Consider the following 16289-nt stretch of genomic DNA (forward strand, 5'->3'; position numbering starts at 1 on the left):
AACGCCATGTTTTTGAAGATATTCCATTTATTTATTTTTTTTTTCAAAGGTGGTACCGCCTACGCTAAAGCAATAGGAGTCAATATTGGTAAAGACTGTAGAATTATAACCAGGCATTTTGGAACTGAACCGTTTTTGATTACCATTGGTAACAGAGTAACTGTGACCGATGGGGTGAGATTTTTAACTCATGACGGTTCTCTGTGGCTCTTTCGCGATCAACGAGGTAGGCGATATAAATATCAAAAGATTAGCATTGGGGATAATGTGTTCATTGGCGTAAATTCTATTATTATGCCAGGAGTCCTAATCGATAATAATGTGATTGTAGCAGCAGGTTCCATAGTTACAAAGTCAATACCAGCAGGTGTTATTGTTGCGGGTTGCCCCGCCCGGATTATAGGAAAATACGACGATTTTGAAGCACGCTGTTTAAGCGATAGTTATGCCGAAGCAGATTTGAAAGAGCATTTAAATTTCAAAGACAACGTACTGCAGCTGATAGATCATAAAATAAAGCCCTTTTTGGAACAAACAAGATTATGAAAATTGGTTTTTTCTTACCCTCGGGTATTAAGGGTGGGGCGGAGCAACTAATTTTTCAGCTAATAGCGGAATACCAAACGCTTGGTCATGAAATAGTTGTGTTCTTTCTAACAAATTTAGAAGCTGACTCCTTTATCAAGGATCTTAGGAAGGAGAACATTAGTGTTTATGTTTGTCCTGTTAAAAGGGAATTTATTGGATATTTGATTTTGCCATTCATGTGTTTATGGCAGACCTTGTTCAATAGGCGATTCTCATTAATATTCAGTTCTCATGTTCATCTAAACAGCCTGGTAGCTGTTTATCGAAAATTATTTTTTTTAAAGACCGAAACCCATCTCGCTAGAGAATCAACGTTGATTTTTAGTAGATTTAAGGGGAGGAGACTTAAAGCGTTCAGATTTTTCTATAATTTAGGCTACAAATTTATTCCCAACATAATATGTCAAACTGATCTTATGAGGACTGAGTTGATTAGGAACCTTCCCTGGCTTCAAAATACCTCGAGAGTCATTGTTTTACCCAATCCCATCAATCGAAAAGATATCGAGAATAAGTTGCTAGAAGCTTTTGATCAACCAAGTTTTGAATACATAGTAGCAGCGGGCTCGTTAACAACGGTCAAGGGGTTCGATATTCTTATAGAAGCATTCAGTTTGACATCTGCTAGTTTTCCGGGTTTGAAGCTGTTAATTCTAGGTGAAGGACCGCAACGGGTCAGTTTAGAAAATTTAATTGCTAAATATAATCTATCTGATAGGGTATCACTTATCGGATGGACACAAAATGTTTATCCGTATTTTAAATACGCTAGAACTTGTGTTGTTTCGTCACGAATAGAAGGATTTCCGAACGTATTACTTCAAGCGATGGCTTGTAGTAATACGGTCGTTTCAACTTTATGTGCTGGGGGAATTGAGGCTATTCCCGGTATTTACACTTGTCAAACCGAGAGTGCATCTGCATTATCCGAAGCTTTAAATGTTGCTCTGGCTAATGATAATTTTGAAAATAGAAATGTTTATGATTCATATCTAAACAATAATTTGATCGAACAATATGTTATAACTCTCAATGGCATAAAGGAATGAGGTATCAGGCTAAAGTTTTATTGGTTTTCTGCTTGCTTGTCTCAATGGTTGTCGGAGTATGTCCCTCATCGTTTGGACTACCTACGGTCAGCGTAAAGACTTTTGGCGCACTAGGTGACGACAATATAGACGATACAGAAGCCATTCAGAAGGCTATTGACTATACGGCATCGATTTCGGGGATTTTATACTTCCCTAACGGACATTATATTGTTTCAAAGCTATCGATAAAATGTTCCTTGCTTGGTTCTGACAAGTCTGTAATAGTAAAGAGTCTCAATGCATTTGATCAAGAATATGAATTTTGCCGGGTGGATCGACAAAGTTATATTTCTATTTCTAAGATAACCTTTAACGGTTCGGGGGGGATCTCTAATTCAAAGGTAACAGGGTCAATACCACTATTCATTAGTTATAGCCGTAATATACACGTATCAGAATGCAAGTTTGAAAATTCCCCGATGAGTGGGATCAGAGTAGAATCGTCACAGAATATCAACATACATCGCTCGGTTGCGTCCAATTCGATCGGAAATTTTGGCGATGGGTTTTATATAGAGGATTGTGTACAGGTTAATGTATCAGATTGCAGGGCAAACGAATATACGCGGATAGGCTTTGTAGTAGAGAGAAATTCCTATGATATTCAGTTTGAAAATTGTACCGCGTCAAACGGTCGGAATGCTTCATCACTAAGGGGTGGGGGCGAATATAATGCTGGCTTCTGGTTCGAGGGTTCTGGCGATATCACAGTAAAAAATTGTAAAGCGATTAACAATACACACTTTGGATTCGTAGCTACCTCGGGAATAGACAAAAAGTTGAAACCCGGAACAGTTAATTTTACTTACAAAAACTGCAGTTCTACTAATTCCGCTATCGGTTTTAGAGTTTCATCATCTGGAAATCCGGTTAAGATCACACTTAACGAATGTAAATCGGAAAAGGTAAATCAGGGATTCATAGCATTAGCCAGAGATGAGAGCGATATCTTTGAATTTCTAAGATGCACAGTTGGATTGATTACCTCGAACAGTACGGGTCTAAATGATATGGGATTTATGTGGGAAAGCTCTATTAATGAGAAAGGGACAGCAGGTTCTCTTCCTGTGTTTAAATTTATTAAATCCAGGGTCAATTATGTTCTTCCCATAGCAATATCAAAACTATACAGCAGAGACATAAATAATAGCGATATAGGAACTTACGGAGGAGGTGCTGCTAATATCTTCATAGAAGATTTTAGCAATTCGCTGGGTAAAACAGGTGTGATAATAAAGGCAATCCGCGGGCAGCCTAGTTTCTATATCAAAAACACTAAAGCAAACCTCAATTATCTGGTTAAAAAAGAGAATGTTAAAATCTTATGACCCAGAATATTTTATTTTTTTTTTCTAGCACAACGGTCGGAGGTGCCGAGACTAACATTATTAAAATTTCCCGAGAGCTATCGCATCGAGGCCACTCAATTTATTGGTGCTTCCTGGTAGATAATGGACCGATGCTACAACTGGCTGACTTCAATTTGAAAGTTCTGGAGACCGGATTATATTACAAGGACTTTTTCAGATTCAGGAAAAAATATGTCGATTTTATAAAAGCGAATCAGATTGAATGCGTGTTGAATTTTGGGCTGCGTGTGGAGATAATTTCAAGGCTGTTATCTAAAGCAGCGGGAGCGCGGAAAATAATTTCAAATATAAGAAGCACGGACGACTGGAGAAAGTTCCATCATACGTTGTTAGACAGGATGACAAGTTTTTCTGTAGACCACTGGGTATCTAATAGTAACGCCGGTAAATTAATTTTCCATAGACGCGAAAGGATTCCTTTGCATCGCATTGAAGTAATTTACAATTTCATAGATTTACAAAGGAAAGGAATTTCAATAGTCCCCTCAGCCAATAAGAAAATCCACATTGGAGTCTTGGCTAATATTACAGCGGAGAAGGGCTATCTTGACTTGATCCCGCTTTCTAAACTTCTTATCCAAAATGGTATCGATCATGTCTTTGTTTGTGGGGGGAAGGACATGTTGAACAAAAGATTTCATCAAGCTCTTGTGGACAATAATATTGAACATCATTTCGATCTTCGTGGCTATATTAGCGATAAAAGCAGCTTCTTCAGTTCATTAAATTTGTTCTTACTTCCCTCATATTTGGAGGGAATGCCGACAGTAATATTAGAGGCTATGTCCATGGGGATCCCTGTGATTTCGACAAAAGTAGGTGGTATTCCCGAATTAATAGAAGATGGGGTGAATGGATATTTATTTCAACCAGGCGATATCCAGGCTGCTTTGGATTCTATTATTTTAATGTTGCAGCGTGGTCAAAATAAGAAGATAAGTGAGAACGCATTTAAACGATTGGACCAATTTTCTAAATCTTTTATAATTGATAAGTGGGAAAAAGTAATTCAACGGTAACCCGACCTAAGTTGATCCGGATAACTACGATTCCATTAAGCTTGAATCTCCTGCTCAAGAATCAGTTAAAGATGTTAAACCAACAATTTGAAGTTGTTGCTTTATCTGCCCCTGGTGATGATCTTAAATTTGTCGGAATGCGTGAAGGGGTAAGAACGATCGAGGTGCCAATGAAACGCGAAATCAGTTTGATAGATGATTTGGTTTCTTTATATGAACTTGTCAAGGTTTTTCGTAGAGAAAGGCCAACGATTGTGCACGCCAACACTCCTAAAGGTAGTTTGCTGTCAATGATAGCTTCCTTTATATGTGGCGTACCATTCCGTATTTACACAGTAACTGGCCTGAGGTATGAAACTGAGTACGGGAAAAAAAGAAGCCTGTTAATTTGGATGGAGAGATTGACGTGTAAATGTGCCTCACACGTCATTGCTGAAAGTGGTGGCGTCAAAGCTATGATCGTAAAGGATAAAATTTGCTCAAAAAAGGTGAATATTATAGGTAACGGAAATATTAATGGGATTGATAACGATTTCTGGAACCCAGGAAAGGTCGATCCGATTTCGTTGATGGCACTAAGGCACGAGTATGGAATATCTAGTGTAGATTTTGTATACATTTTTATTGGGAGACTGGTTACAGATAAAGGTGTAAATGAGCTAGTCAGGGCATTTAAATTGCTTGATGTTAAAAATTCTAAGTTGTTGTTGGTGGGTCCTCTGGAATCTGATTTGGACAGTTTAGACAAGGATGTACTTTCAGATATTCAATCTAATCCAAATATTTTGACTTCAGGATATCAATCAGACATACGTTCGTTCTTAGGCGTATCTAATATACTGGTGTTGCCGAGTTATCGGGAAGGATTTCCTAATGTATTGCTGCAAGCTGGGGCTATGGGCCTGCCGGTCATTTCGACCGCCGTTAACGGTGCATTGGATGTTATAGTCGATGGTAAAAATGGTAAGATAGTAGAGAAGCGTAATGTCGTTGCTTTGAAAGAAGCCATGCAATTCATGCGCTGTAATTATAAAGATTTCGATTCGACATATTGTAGGCAGCAAGTAATAAGCAGGTTTTCCCAAAACAACTACTATCCTCTGTTAATGAATTTTTATAAGGAATTATTTGGATGTATTTAAAATACTTTAAACGGATTATTGATATTTCTGCATCGTTGCTTGGTATAATTTTACTTATGCCAGTACTCTTGGTCGTAGCCTTATTATTAATGTTTGTGAATAAGGGTAATCCATTGTTCCTGCAAAAGCGAGTTGGCAAGAATCATAGTTTATTTCAAATAATCAAATTCAAGACTATGTCAGATAAAAGAGATCAGTTCGGCGACCCTCTTCCTGACCATGAAAGAATGACGAAGTTAGGTCAATGGATTCGTCGTTATTCATTGGACGAAATTCCACAGCTTTTTAACGTTTTCTGGGGCGATATGAGCCTAATAGGACCGCGGCCGCTACTAGAAGAGTATTTGCCACTTTACAATGAGTACCAGAAACGCAGGCATCTTGTGCGTCCGGGAATTACAGGATGGGCTCAGGTGAATGGGCGGAATGCACTTTTATGGACGCAGAAATTCCAGTTAGATGTTTGGTATGTGGATCATATTTCCCTAGGTTTGGATTTTAAAATTCTGATGATGACATTCATCAAAGTGTTTAAAAGCGAGGGAGTAAGTCATAATGGCCACATTACTATGAGTAAATTTGAGGGAAACGATATATGATCTATTTGATAGGCGCTGGAGGGCATGCAAAAGTGATTATCGAATTATTGGAAGATCGGGGGGTGGAAATCGGCGGATTAATTGCGAATAGTTCCGACCGCACTGTTTTATTTAACTATCCGATCATAAATTCGTTTCCTCCTCATTTCGATAGAGGTGCGGTATCAACAATTATTGCTGTAGGAAACAACACACTAAGAAAGAGAATAAGTTTTGAATACGAGGATTTTCAGCTTTCACCGGCTGTCTTTCATTCTCGATGTAATATGTCACCTCGCGCTGATATAGGACATGGCTCAGTATTGATGGCGGGCGTAACGGTTAATTGCGATGTTGTGATAGGCAAACATTGTATCATCAATACGAACTCATCAATAGACCACGATTGCTCACTTTCAGATTTTGTTCATATTTCGCCTAATGGCGCACTCGCAGGGAATGTTACAGTAGGCGAGGGTAGCCATATTGGAATTGGGGCCTCTGTGCTACAAGGAGTTAACATCGGCAAATGGGCGACAATAGGTGCGGGTGCCGTAATAACCCGAGATGTTCCTGATTACGCTGTCGTTGTCGGAGTTCCCGGTAAAATTATTAAGTATAATACACAACATGAAGGATAAAATTTGGCTTTCGTCGCCCCATATGGGGGGGGCAGAACAAAAATACGTCAATGAGGCTTTTATCACCAATTGGATAGCTCCTCTGGGGCCCAATGTTACCGGTTTTGAGAACGATCTCGAAGATTATTTAAAAGAAGATACTCACATTGCGGCTCTAAGCTCAGGAACGGCTGCATTACACCTAGCTTTGATATTGTTAGGTGTTGGACCGGGAGACGAAGTAATCTGTCAGAGCTTGACATTTTCTGCTTCTGCAAATCCAATTGTTTATCTTGGAGCAACTCCAATATTCGTCGATTCAGAACAAGATACCTGGAATATGTCTCCGGAGTTTTTGGAAGAAGCTATAATTGAAAGAATTAAGAAAGGTAAAAAGCCAAAAGCAATAATTCCGGTTCATTTATACGGAATGCCGGCGAGGATGCCTGAGATTCTCTCCATGGCTGAACAATATGATATACCCGTTTTAGAGGACGCTGCTGAAGCTTTGGGATCATCGATTAATGGTCGACGTTGCGGCACTTTCGGTGCGATGGCTTGCCTTTCATTTAATGGTAATAAGATCATTACAACCTCGGGAGGTGGAGCTTTGGCCTCAAAAACATTTCAAAATAAAGCGGATGCCGTTTTCTTAGCTACGCAAGCTCGCGATCAGGCACCGCATTACGAACATACCCAAATTGGATATAATTACCGAATGAGCAATATTTGTGCTGGGATCGGGCGAGGCCAAATGGAAGTGTTGGACGAGCACATTGCTTTGAGACGTAGGAATTATGATTTTTACAGGAGCGCTCTATCATCTGCTGGGTGTTTTTCTTTTTTACAAGAGCCCCCTGGCTATTTTTCGAATCGATGGTTGTCATGTATGCTAATTAAGCCAGACAGCGGATTGAAATCGGAAGATATTAGGACTCATTTAGAGGAATTGAATATAGAGGCCAGGCCGATATGGAAACCTATGCATTTGCAACCCGTTTTTAAGCATGCGCCCTACTACGGTTCTCAGGTCTCTGAAGATTTATTTGAAAATGGAATATGCCTTCCTTCGGGCTCGAACCTTGAAAATGAACAACTCGAACGTGTTGTAGAGCATATTTTGAAATTCTAAGTTATTGCAATCTTAAGACTTAACCGTAATTATTCCGAATAGACAAATAACTAACAGGTTTAATGAGATATAAATTAAATGTTTCAAAATTTCATTTAGAATAATACTATATTTGTCATTAGACCAATACTATTGTTTTGTTCAACCTGATCAATATTGTACCGCGCTGGATCATTTTTTGTCTGGATCTTCTCGTCTGTATATTTTCACTCTGTTTTGCTTACTTCCTGAAATTTAATTTCAATATTGCTGAGATCGATATGAATGAGCTCAGTCGTAATATTTTAATTTTCACTGTTTTAAACAGCTTCGTGTTTCTTAGTATCAAGACTTATGCCGGCATCATACGTTATACAAGTGCGCAGGATTCATTTCGAATCCTTTTTTCTATTATAATAAGTAATGGATTGTTTTTCCTCGTTAATCTCTTTCTCGTTAGTTTTAATAAAGACACTTATATATCTAACGTAATTCTGATCATAAATGGTCTTACTGGGTTTTTGCTGCTTATTACTTATCGTGTCATGGTTAAGTACTTTTTTATGTATGTGAAGAATTTCCGGATGGACAAGCGGAAAGTAATCATTTACGGCGCAGGGGAGGCAGGTATAGCAGCTAAACGGACTCTGGACCACGATAATAAGGTTAATATGTTGCTGGCTGCCTTTATTGATGACGATGAGCGAAAAGCCGGAAAGGCGATTGATGGCATAAAGATCTTTCATACCCGCGAGTTTTCTTCATTGCTCAAACAGGAAAAAATTGATAACTTGATTATCGCCACGCAAAATGTCCCGCCTGAGCTTAAAAATCGAATTGTAGACATTTGTTTAGAAAATAATATTAAAGTACTGACATTACCACCGGTACGATACTGGATTAACGGTCAGCCAACGGCTAAGCAGCTTCAGAATATCAAAATTGAAGATCTTTTAGAACGCGAGCCGATAGAAATTCATAATGATATTATCGGAGATCAGTTAAAGGGGAAACGAGTTTTGGTTACCGGAGCAGCCGGATCAATAGGATCGGAGATTGTGCGCCAAATTGCTCTATTCAGTCCTCAGATGATCATTCTTAATGACCAAAGCGAAACTCCTCTTCATGAACTTCAATTAGAGCTCCAGGAAAACAACCTTAATAATAACTTCCATTCCTTTATCGGAGATGTTCGGGATAACCGTAGAATGGAGTTGCTTTTCCAGACTTTTAAACCGCATTACGTCTATCATGCGGCCGCTTACAAGCATGTGCCTTTAATGGAACACAATCCAGGGGAAGCGGTGCGCACCAATGTCATGGGAACTAAAGTTGTGGCGGATCTCGCGGTGAAATATGGTGTGCATAAATTTGTCATGATCTCCACCGATAAGGCTGTGAACCCTACCAATGTGATGGGGGCTTCTAAGCGTATAGCGGAGATCTATGTCCAGTCATTATTTAATTCTTTTAAATACAACGAACCCACGATTTATACCAATGGTCTAAGTCACCTAAATGAAGATCCTTCGAAGGCAAAGACGAGTTTTATCACCACCCGATTTGGGAATGTATTGGGTTCTAACGGGTCAGTTATTCCGCGGTTTCAGGCACAGATCCAAAAGGGCGGGCCGATCACAGTTACCCACCCCGATATTACCCGTTATTTTATGACCATCCCGGAAGCTTGCAGGCTGGTACTTGAAGCCGGATCTATGGGAGAAGGGGGAGAGATATTCATATTTGATATGGGTAAGTCGGTTAAGATCGTGGAGCTTGCTAAAAAGATGATCCGTTTGTCGGGTTTAGTCCCAAATCAAGACGTCGTCATTGAATATTCAGGTTTGCGGCCCGGAGAAAAGTTATATGAAGAATTGCTTAACGATAACGAAAACACTAAACCGACGCACCATGAAAAAATTATGGTTGCTCAGGTCAGAGAATATAATTTTCATACTATAAGTAAGCATATAAAGGAGCTTATCCAGTTAAGCTGCGAATACAAAGACCGCCAGGTTGTAATTAAAATGAAGGAAATAGTTCCTGAATTCAAAAGCAATAATTCTATTTATGAAGAGTTAGATATTCATACAGAGGAGCCTTTAAAATCATTCTCTGATTTTTAATGCCCTGACCTCCTGCTAATGTCTAACGTGCAAAGAACTAAGTATGAAGAATTTAATGGGCCTAAGCAGATAGCTAAGCAAATTCTTTATTGTATCATCCTGAGCTTTAGCATGCTTGAGGCGGGGGCACAAAGCCTTGGTGTCGGTACAATGGCTTTTGAGGATTACTACCGTAGAAGTCAGCTGGCAGGCGGCCTGGATTCTGCAATTTCTTTTACCTTGCGCCCCCTGTCACTTTCTTTCAGCGACAGTATTTCCAGCCGGCAGGGATTGTCTGTTTACGGATCCTCTGCCACAAAAAACAATGTTCAGGTTTTGCCGGTTATGTGGCAGCATCAGTACTATGCAAATCCTACGGACATCCGGAATGACGGGCTTATGATACCCGCAAAAGGATACCAGACCATGCTCAGCGCGGGCGCTTTCGCGAAGCTTGGGCCGCTCCGGATTCAGCTGCGGCCGGAATTTGTTTTTGCTGCAAATAATGACCATGAGGTACGTGCGTATCATTATGGCGCTATGGACCTGCCCTCGCGCTTCGGAGATAGATCCTATTCTCAGCTATCGTGGGGGCAGAGCAGTATAAGCTTAAACTTTGACCCGGTATCAGTCGGTCTTTCGAACGAGAATTTATGGTGGGGGCCGGGTATGCAGAATTCCCTGCTGATGTCTAATACGTCTCCTGGATTTAAACATCTGACCTTAAATACCAGCCGGCCGGTGCGGACCCCAGCCGGTTCCTTCGAGGCACAGATCGTGGCGGGCAGGCTGGAAGGTTCAGGAGTTGGAAATAGTCTTCCTGAAGACTGGAGGTATTTATCCGGCCTGGCGTTTTCATACCAGCCTAAGTGGGTCCCCGGCTTATTCCTGGGATTAACCAGGAGCTTCCAGATCTACCATGAGGATATGGATGACAGCTTCGGCGATATCTTCCCGATTTTCCAGGCTTTCCAGAAGGTTAAAACAAATGAGGATACCAAACCAAGGGATCAGCTTACCTCTCTTTTTGCCCGCTGGTTAATCCCGGCAGCCCGGGCCGAAGTTTATTTTGAATATGGGTTGAACGATCATTCCTATAATACCCGGGATTTCCTGATGGCGCCCGAGCATTCACGCGCATATATACTGGGTATGAATAAGCTCATTCCCTATAAGCAAAGACCGGGGGAATTTATACAATTCTCTGCGGAGATCACCCGGATGGAACAGTCTATTGATCGCGTGGTCAGGGATGCGTGGGAGTGGTATACCCACTCCCAGCTTTTACACGGATATACCCACAAAGGGCAGGTATTAGGAGCCGGCATTGGCCCGGGGGGTAACCTGCAGTCACTGCAGATTGGCTGGGTAAGAGGGCTTGATCGGCTTGGGGTTCAGCTGGAGCGTTATGAGCATAACGGCGATCTGGCATATGTCTTTGGTTTCAGCCCCTGGATAGATATCAGCATGTCTACCATCGCTGACTGGACATTTAAGAGGTTCCTGCTGAGCGGAAAGCTGCAGGGGATGCAGTCGATTAATTATCAATGGAAGGATGGGATCGATGGCCGGGCCAAAAGGAATGTTTTTAATATTAATGCCCGGCTCGGGATAATGTATAGCTTTTGATCAAGGAGGTACGAGAAACATGAATACCAACATGCCTAAATATTGCTTCTTCCTCCTGTGCCTGGCGATGCTCGGGGCCTGCAAAGGCGTTCCCAGGGAGACCGTCGTTTTTAAAAGCGACTTCGAGCATGGGGTTCCGGTGAATGTGGTCAACGGTAAGATCGAGCAATACAATGGTACCGGGGTGCTGGGGCGCTACTCTGATGGTGGATTTAACGTCCAGGTTAAAGGGATGCCGCCTCACGATATGATCAAGATCACCTTCGATCTGTATATTCATGACACCTGGGACGGGAATCAGTCTGCGCCGGGTGGTAAGGATATATGGATGATGAACGTTGACGGGGGAAGCGTGATCTATGCGACATTCGCTAACGGTGGCTGTACGGACTGTACCCAGTCCTACCCGGACCAGCAGCCTGTCTTTTTTAACAATACCTTTAATTTTGCTTTGAACAAGCTCAACAGCAATGCGATTAAAACCGATCTGCCGGGGGCCTGTAAGCTAAAGGATATTAATGGCGGGACGTCTATGTACCGGATACAGCGGACCTTCCACCATACGGCAAGCACCATTGAGCTGGGTTGCTTCGGGCAGCTTGAAGACCCTGATACAGCGAATAAGAACTGTAATGAAAGCTGGTCTGTAGACAATATGCGTATAACTGCCATTGAAAACCGCTAAGATGCAAAGTAAATTTTTATACTGTCAGCTCGTTTTTATCCTGTTGTTTGCATCAGCGGCTTTTTCGCAGTCCCTTCCTGCCGGCATGCATGTCCTTGAAGATGTATACAGGAGGGAACAGCTGCTGGGAAATGCTGACTCAACAGTTTCGTTCACGATACGCCCCTTATTTACTGGCCCGGAACGTGGCGCGCGGGGGATTTCCTCGGATACGATCGATGGGGAAGGCTTTACCAGGCTGGCCAGTACTGTAGATATCGGGAACAGTAAAGGATACCTGCAGCTGCTTCCGGTCAGCTGGCTGCAGCAATACAATTCCCGGGTGCCTTACGGCTGGAATGATGGTTCTATGATCGCCGCCGCAGGTTACCAGACGCAGCTTAGCCTGGGCGTGTACGCGAAATATGGCCCCTTAAGCATCCAACTAAAGCCGGAGTTAATATCCGCTCAGAACAAGGAGTTCGAAGGGCTTCCAACGGATTACCACGAAATTGTTTGGGCGAAATACTATGACAATTATTTTAATGTTATTGACATCCCTGAGCGATTCGGTGAGAAGCCGTATTCTAAAGCTTTCTGGGGACAAAGCAGCATCCGGTTGAATTTTGATCCTGTTTCCCTGGGGGTTTCGACCGAGAACTTATACTGGGGCCCGGGTAATCGCAGCTCTCTTATTATGAGCAATAATGCTCCGGGCTTTAAACATATTACCGTGAATACTACACGTCCTGTTATGACGCCTGTAGGCTCGTTCGAAGCGCAAATGGTTTTGGGAAGCCTGGAAAATTCAGGATACCTGCCCCCGGAAGTGAACAGACTTTACCTGGGAAGGACTTTATATGTTCCGAAGAGTGGTGATCAGAGGAACCTTTCGGGGTTCGTCCTTACTTACAATCCTAAGGGAGTTCCGGGACTTTTTATCGGGGCCAGCCGCACTTCTCAAATGTACGCTAAGGATTTTGGGTCTAAGATCGGCGATTTCATTCCTCTCCTGCAGCCTTTTGAAAAGAAGGATGATGCTGAGGCCAGGGAGTATATGTCGTCCCTGTTTTTCCGCTGGGTATGGAAGGAAGCGAATGCCGAGATCTATGGCGAGTACGGGCATAACTCGCCAAGGGGGTTCAAAGAGTTCTTATATGAGCCGGATTACGGCGCAGCCTGGATCATCGGCCTGCGCAAGCTGGTTCCGCTGAACCGGCGTGCCGGGGAGTACCTGCAGGCTGGGATAGAGCTTACCGAACTACAGCAGACTACCCTTCCGGCTTTGGGAGGCTGGTACACCAGTAATAAGATTCGCCAGGGTTATACGCACCAGGGTCAGGTACTTGGTGCCGGGATCGGGCCTGGAAGTAACCTGCAGTCCCTCAACATCGGATGGGTTAAGGGCATTAAGCGTTTCGGACTCCAGGTGGAGAGGTATCTGCACAATAATGACCTGTATTACCAGATCCACATACCTTCCGGCGAATATGCCAAACATTGGGTGGATATGAGCTATTCTTTATATGCCGACTGGGATTATAAAAACCTGCTGGTGAGTGTCAATGGAGGTATGATAAGGACACTTAACTATAATTACGTCTTATATTATCCGCCTGAGGGAGGGTATTATAAACCGGGGATGGATTTTTTGAATTATCAGGTTAGGGTGGGGGTGACGTATAGGTTTTGAGGGGGAGGTGAAAACTGAAAGTGGAAAACTGAAAACTGAAAACGGAAAACTGAAAAGGTGAGAGTTGAAAGTGGAAAACTGAAAACTGAAAACTGAAAAGGTGAGAGTTGAAACCCGATAGCTATCGGGTGGAAAGTTGAAAACGGAAAGCATAGCACAGCGTTTAGTTCACTTTCAGTTTTCAGCTTTCAGTTTTTTTAATCAAACCCCTCTATTCTCTATTCCCTATTCTCCATTCTCTATTCCCCATTCTCTATCCTCCATTCCCCCTCTCCCCTCTCAAATAATATATACTCGCAGCAATAAGTATAAGGATCTCGCAGATAATTGTGGCTATTGCGGCTCCGAGGGCGCCGTGCGCGGGGATCAGGAAGAAGTTTATGCCGATATTTAGCGCTATCATTACGGTATTAAGCCAAACAAGAAACCTGACCTTGTTCAGCGCAACGAGGTTATTGCTGATCGAGCCATAGATAAATACAATGGCCAGGTACCAGACCAGGACTTTGAATACCGGGATTGAGGCGTCATATTTACCGTCAAAGAAGATGCTGAAGATCAGGTCTGCGCTTAAAAAAAGTCCCCCGCTCAAAATAACTCCGATGCCTCCCAGGTAATAAAGAGCCAGATACCGGATCTTCCGGAAATTTTCGCCGTCGTTAACGTGCTTTGCCAGGCTGGGGAAAACCGCGGTCATGAAAGCCGTGGAAATGAACATGAAAGGATAAATAAACCGGGTAGCCCCCGAATAATAGCCGACCTCGGTGCTGCCCAGCATTTTCTCCAGCATGATCACATCAATTTTATTATAGATCACGTTCGCGGTCATGAGCGCGGTAAACAGGAGTCCCTGTTTCATGAAAGGAATACTTGCCCGCAGGTCGGTCCGGTTCCTGAAAAAATAATTGAATTCCGCCTTCCATTTAATAAAGAGATAGAGAACAAAAAGCACGATACAGTTGAGGAATCCAAGGAAAATAAAATAGATAATGGGCTGTTTAAGCGCAATTCCGGCTATCATAAAGACGAGCTTCGCGACACTTAGCGACACATCTTTATAAAAAATAAGATCCTTTCTTCCCGAAGCGACCAGGATCGCCAGCATCGGGGAAAAGAAGGCGGAGACCACTACGCTTAAGCCATAGATCAGGAGCAGGAAGAAGTCTTCCCTGGAATTTAAAGGGTAGGAGACTAATACGATAAGCACTATCATGAGGAGACTGATCAGCACCTGTGCCGATTGTGCGCGGGCGTAGATAGCTCTTACATCACTGGCATGCTGGCTCGTCTCCCGCACGATAAGCTGGGTAAATCCGCCGTCGGCAAAGAAGGCGAATATGGAGATGAATTCGATGACATAGATATATTTGCCGTATTGGGCGACAGGCAAAAAATTCATCAGCAATAACATCCCGGTAAAACCGAGAACCTGCACGATGACGCTTCCGCTGATGTAGATTGCGGAATCCCTAAGCAGCTGTCTTTGCATGTTTGTCGAAATAGCTGATGATCCGGCGGACTATTTTTTGCCAGGTCAGGTTAAGGCCGGCGAAATTCTTTATCTCCAGGTGCAGATCCGCGTCTAAGAAGCCCTCCGATATGGCCTTGCTGATTGCGGCGGATACGGCCTCCGGGCGGGCTTCAGCCACAGTCCCCAGGCGGCCATTGCCGGTAACATAGGATGCACTTGATACCGGGGTGCTGATAATATAGTTGCCGAAATAGGAGGCTTCAGCAAAGGCAATCGGGAAGCCTTCAAACCTGGAAGTCATGCAAAATACCTTGGCGCGGTTATATAATTCATAGAGTTCCTTCCGGTCGCTGATCTCGCCGGTGAAAAAGATCTTATCCTTTAATCGTGGATGCCTGGCAAAAAAGCTCTCCCGGAAAGGCTTAAAACTATCTTCGATATTTCCGGCGATATAAACGCTCCAGTTCCCGAGGTCTGTTAGCAGGAGCGATTCCAGGAAAAGCTCTGTGTTTTTCTGGGCGGTTCCGATCCGCCCCACGGAAATAATAATGTTTTCTTTTTGTTCGAAGCTTTTTAGCGATATATTACTGTTAATATATTCGCTATCTACGCCGTTAGGGACGCAGATCAGCTTTTGTTTCAGCTCCGGGTAAACGCCCAGGAGATAATTCCTGGCTTCTTCAGTCTCTACAGAGAACAGGTCCGTTAGCCTGAAATGAACTTGCGTCAGAACTTTGAGCAAATAATTTTTCAGAACGAATTTGGAATAAAAAAAGCTGTTGTAGTCCCGGAAGAAATTCAGATCAATATCCAGTTTTACATAAGCCTTGCCTTGCGGGTTAAGGATCTTGTAGAGCAAAAGGTACAGGATATTACCTTTTTTAAAATGGAAAAGATTCAGGACATCTATTCTTTTAGCGGCCGACCTAAGAAATTTAAGGACCCCTTTTTCAGCATAAAGGACCCTCCCGGTATTTTCGATGAATGAAAGTTTCAAGCCTTTAACCTCATCCTTAAGATAAGGATATTCCGGGCTGTTCCTATAGGTAACCAATTCTGCCTCATAAGCCCCGGCCCGGTACATAAAATAGGGGATCTGACCCACATCTTTTACCAGGTGAAAGTTTTCCGTATCCGTAAAGACTGTAACGAATGATTTTTTAGACTTCATGGAAATCCGGCGAAGACTTGTTTTAATTCTTAATTTT

The 16289-nt window shown here is 42.7% G+C and carries 14 protein-coding genes; 12 read left to right on the top strand and 2 right to left on the bottom strand.

What is annotated here, in order from left to right; all coding sequences use genetic code 11:
- The first annotated feature begins 6 nt into the window (after positions 1 to 6).
- The 12 genes from P2W76_RS15090 (at position 7) to P2W76_RS15145 (ending at position 13610) form a co-directional block, all read left to right on the top strand.
- On the top strand, positions 7 to 546 hold the full coding sequence (locus P2W76_RS15090; protein WP_276348729.1) for an acyltransferase: 540 nt from the start codon (positions 7 to 9) through the stop codon (positions 544 to 546).
- Positions 543 to 1637 (top strand): glycosyltransferase, encoded by a 1095-nt coding sequence (locus P2W76_RS15095; RefSeq protein ID WP_276348730.1) that lies wholly within the window; start codon positions 543 to 545, stop codon positions 1635 to 1637. Before P2W76_RS15090 ends, P2W76_RS15095 begins: the two co-directional genes overlap by 4 nt.
- A 44-nt stretch (positions 1638 to 1681) precedes the next feature.
- The gene (locus tag P2W76_RS15100) at positions 1682 to 3007 is read left to right on the top strand and encodes a glycosyl hydrolase family 28-related protein (RefSeq protein ID WP_276348731.1); all 1326 of its coding nucleotides are present in this window, start codon (positions 1682 to 1684) and stop codon (positions 3005 to 3007) included.
- Positions 3004 to 4068: a glycosyltransferase family 4 protein gene (locus tag P2W76_RS15105; RefSeq protein WP_276348732.1), complete on the top strand. Its 1065-nt coding sequence runs from the start codon at positions 3004 to 3006 to the stop codon at positions 4066 to 4068. Before P2W76_RS15100 ends, P2W76_RS15105 begins: the two co-directional genes overlap by 4 nt.
- A complete protein-coding gene (locus P2W76_RS15110; protein ID WP_346429837.1) occupies positions 4044 to 5210 on the top strand; it encodes a glycosyltransferase in 1167 nt (388 codons plus the stop codon). The genes P2W76_RS15105 and P2W76_RS15110 overlap by 25 nt, the downstream gene beginning before the upstream one ends.
- Positions 5201 to 5809, top strand: a complete 609-nt coding sequence (locus P2W76_RS15115) for a sugar transferase (RefSeq protein ID WP_276348734.1) — start codon at positions 5201 to 5203, stop codon at positions 5807 to 5809. Before P2W76_RS15110 ends, P2W76_RS15115 begins: the two co-directional genes overlap by 10 nt.
- Positions 5806 to 6429 carry an acetyltransferase gene (locus P2W76_RS15120; RefSeq protein ID WP_276348735.1) on the top strand — a complete coding sequence of 208 codons (624 nt, stop codon included), beginning with the start codon at positions 5806 to 5808 and terminating at the stop codon, positions 6427 to 6429. The genes P2W76_RS15115 and P2W76_RS15120 overlap by 4 nt, the downstream gene beginning before the upstream one ends.
- On the top strand, positions 6419 to 7540 hold the full coding sequence (locus tag P2W76_RS15125) for an aminotransferase class I/II-fold pyridoxal phosphate-dependent enzyme (RefSeq protein ID WP_276348736.1): 1122 nt from the start codon (positions 6419 to 6421) through the stop codon (positions 7538 to 7540). Before P2W76_RS15120 ends, P2W76_RS15125 begins: the two co-directional genes overlap by 11 nt.
- Positions 7541 to 7677: 137 nt before the next feature.
- Complete coding sequence (locus tag P2W76_RS15130; RefSeq protein WP_276348737.1) at positions 7678 to 9645, top strand: nucleoside-diphosphate sugar epimerase/dehydratase; 1968 nt, start codon at positions 7678 to 7680, stop codon at positions 9643 to 9645.
- 27 nt (positions 9646 to 9672) lie between these two features.
- On the top strand, positions 9673 to 11253 hold the full coding sequence (locus P2W76_RS15135; RefSeq protein WP_276348738.1) for a capsule assembly Wzi family protein: 1581 nt from the start codon (positions 9673 to 9675) through the stop codon (positions 11251 to 11253).
- 19 nt (positions 11254 to 11272) lie between these two features.
- Complete coding sequence (locus tag P2W76_RS15140) at positions 11273 to 11938, top strand: hypothetical protein (RefSeq protein WP_276348739.1); 666 nt, start codon at positions 11273 to 11275, stop codon at positions 11936 to 11938.
- Between the two features lies 1 nt (position 11939).
- Positions 11940 to 13610, top strand: a complete 1671-nt coding sequence (locus P2W76_RS15145; RefSeq protein ID WP_276348740.1) for a capsule assembly Wzi family protein — start codon at positions 11940 to 11942, stop codon at positions 13608 to 13610.
- A 253-nt stretch (positions 13611 to 13863) separates the two neighbouring features.
- Here the strand turns inward: P2W76_RS15145 and P2W76_RS15150 are convergent, their stop codons facing one another.
- Together P2W76_RS15150 and P2W76_RS15155 are read right to left on the bottom strand one after the other, a co-directional pair.
- Positions 13864 to 15099: a flippase gene (locus tag P2W76_RS15150; protein ID WP_276348741.1), complete on the bottom strand. Its 1236-nt coding sequence runs from the start codon at positions 15097 to 15099 to the stop codon at positions 13864 to 13866.
- Complete coding sequence (locus P2W76_RS15155) at positions 15080 to 16252, bottom strand: glycosyltransferase (protein ID WP_276348742.1); 1173 nt, start codon at positions 16250 to 16252, stop codon at positions 15080 to 15082. Before P2W76_RS15155 ends, P2W76_RS15150 begins: the two co-directional genes overlap by 20 nt.
- Positions 16253 to 16289: the final 37 nt, after the last annotated feature.

The organism is Daejeonella sp. JGW-45 (assembly GCF_029360805.1).
In the GTDB taxonomy this organism is placed as follows: Bacteria; Bacteroidota; Bacteroidia; order Sphingobacteriales; family Sphingobacteriaceae; genus Daejeonella.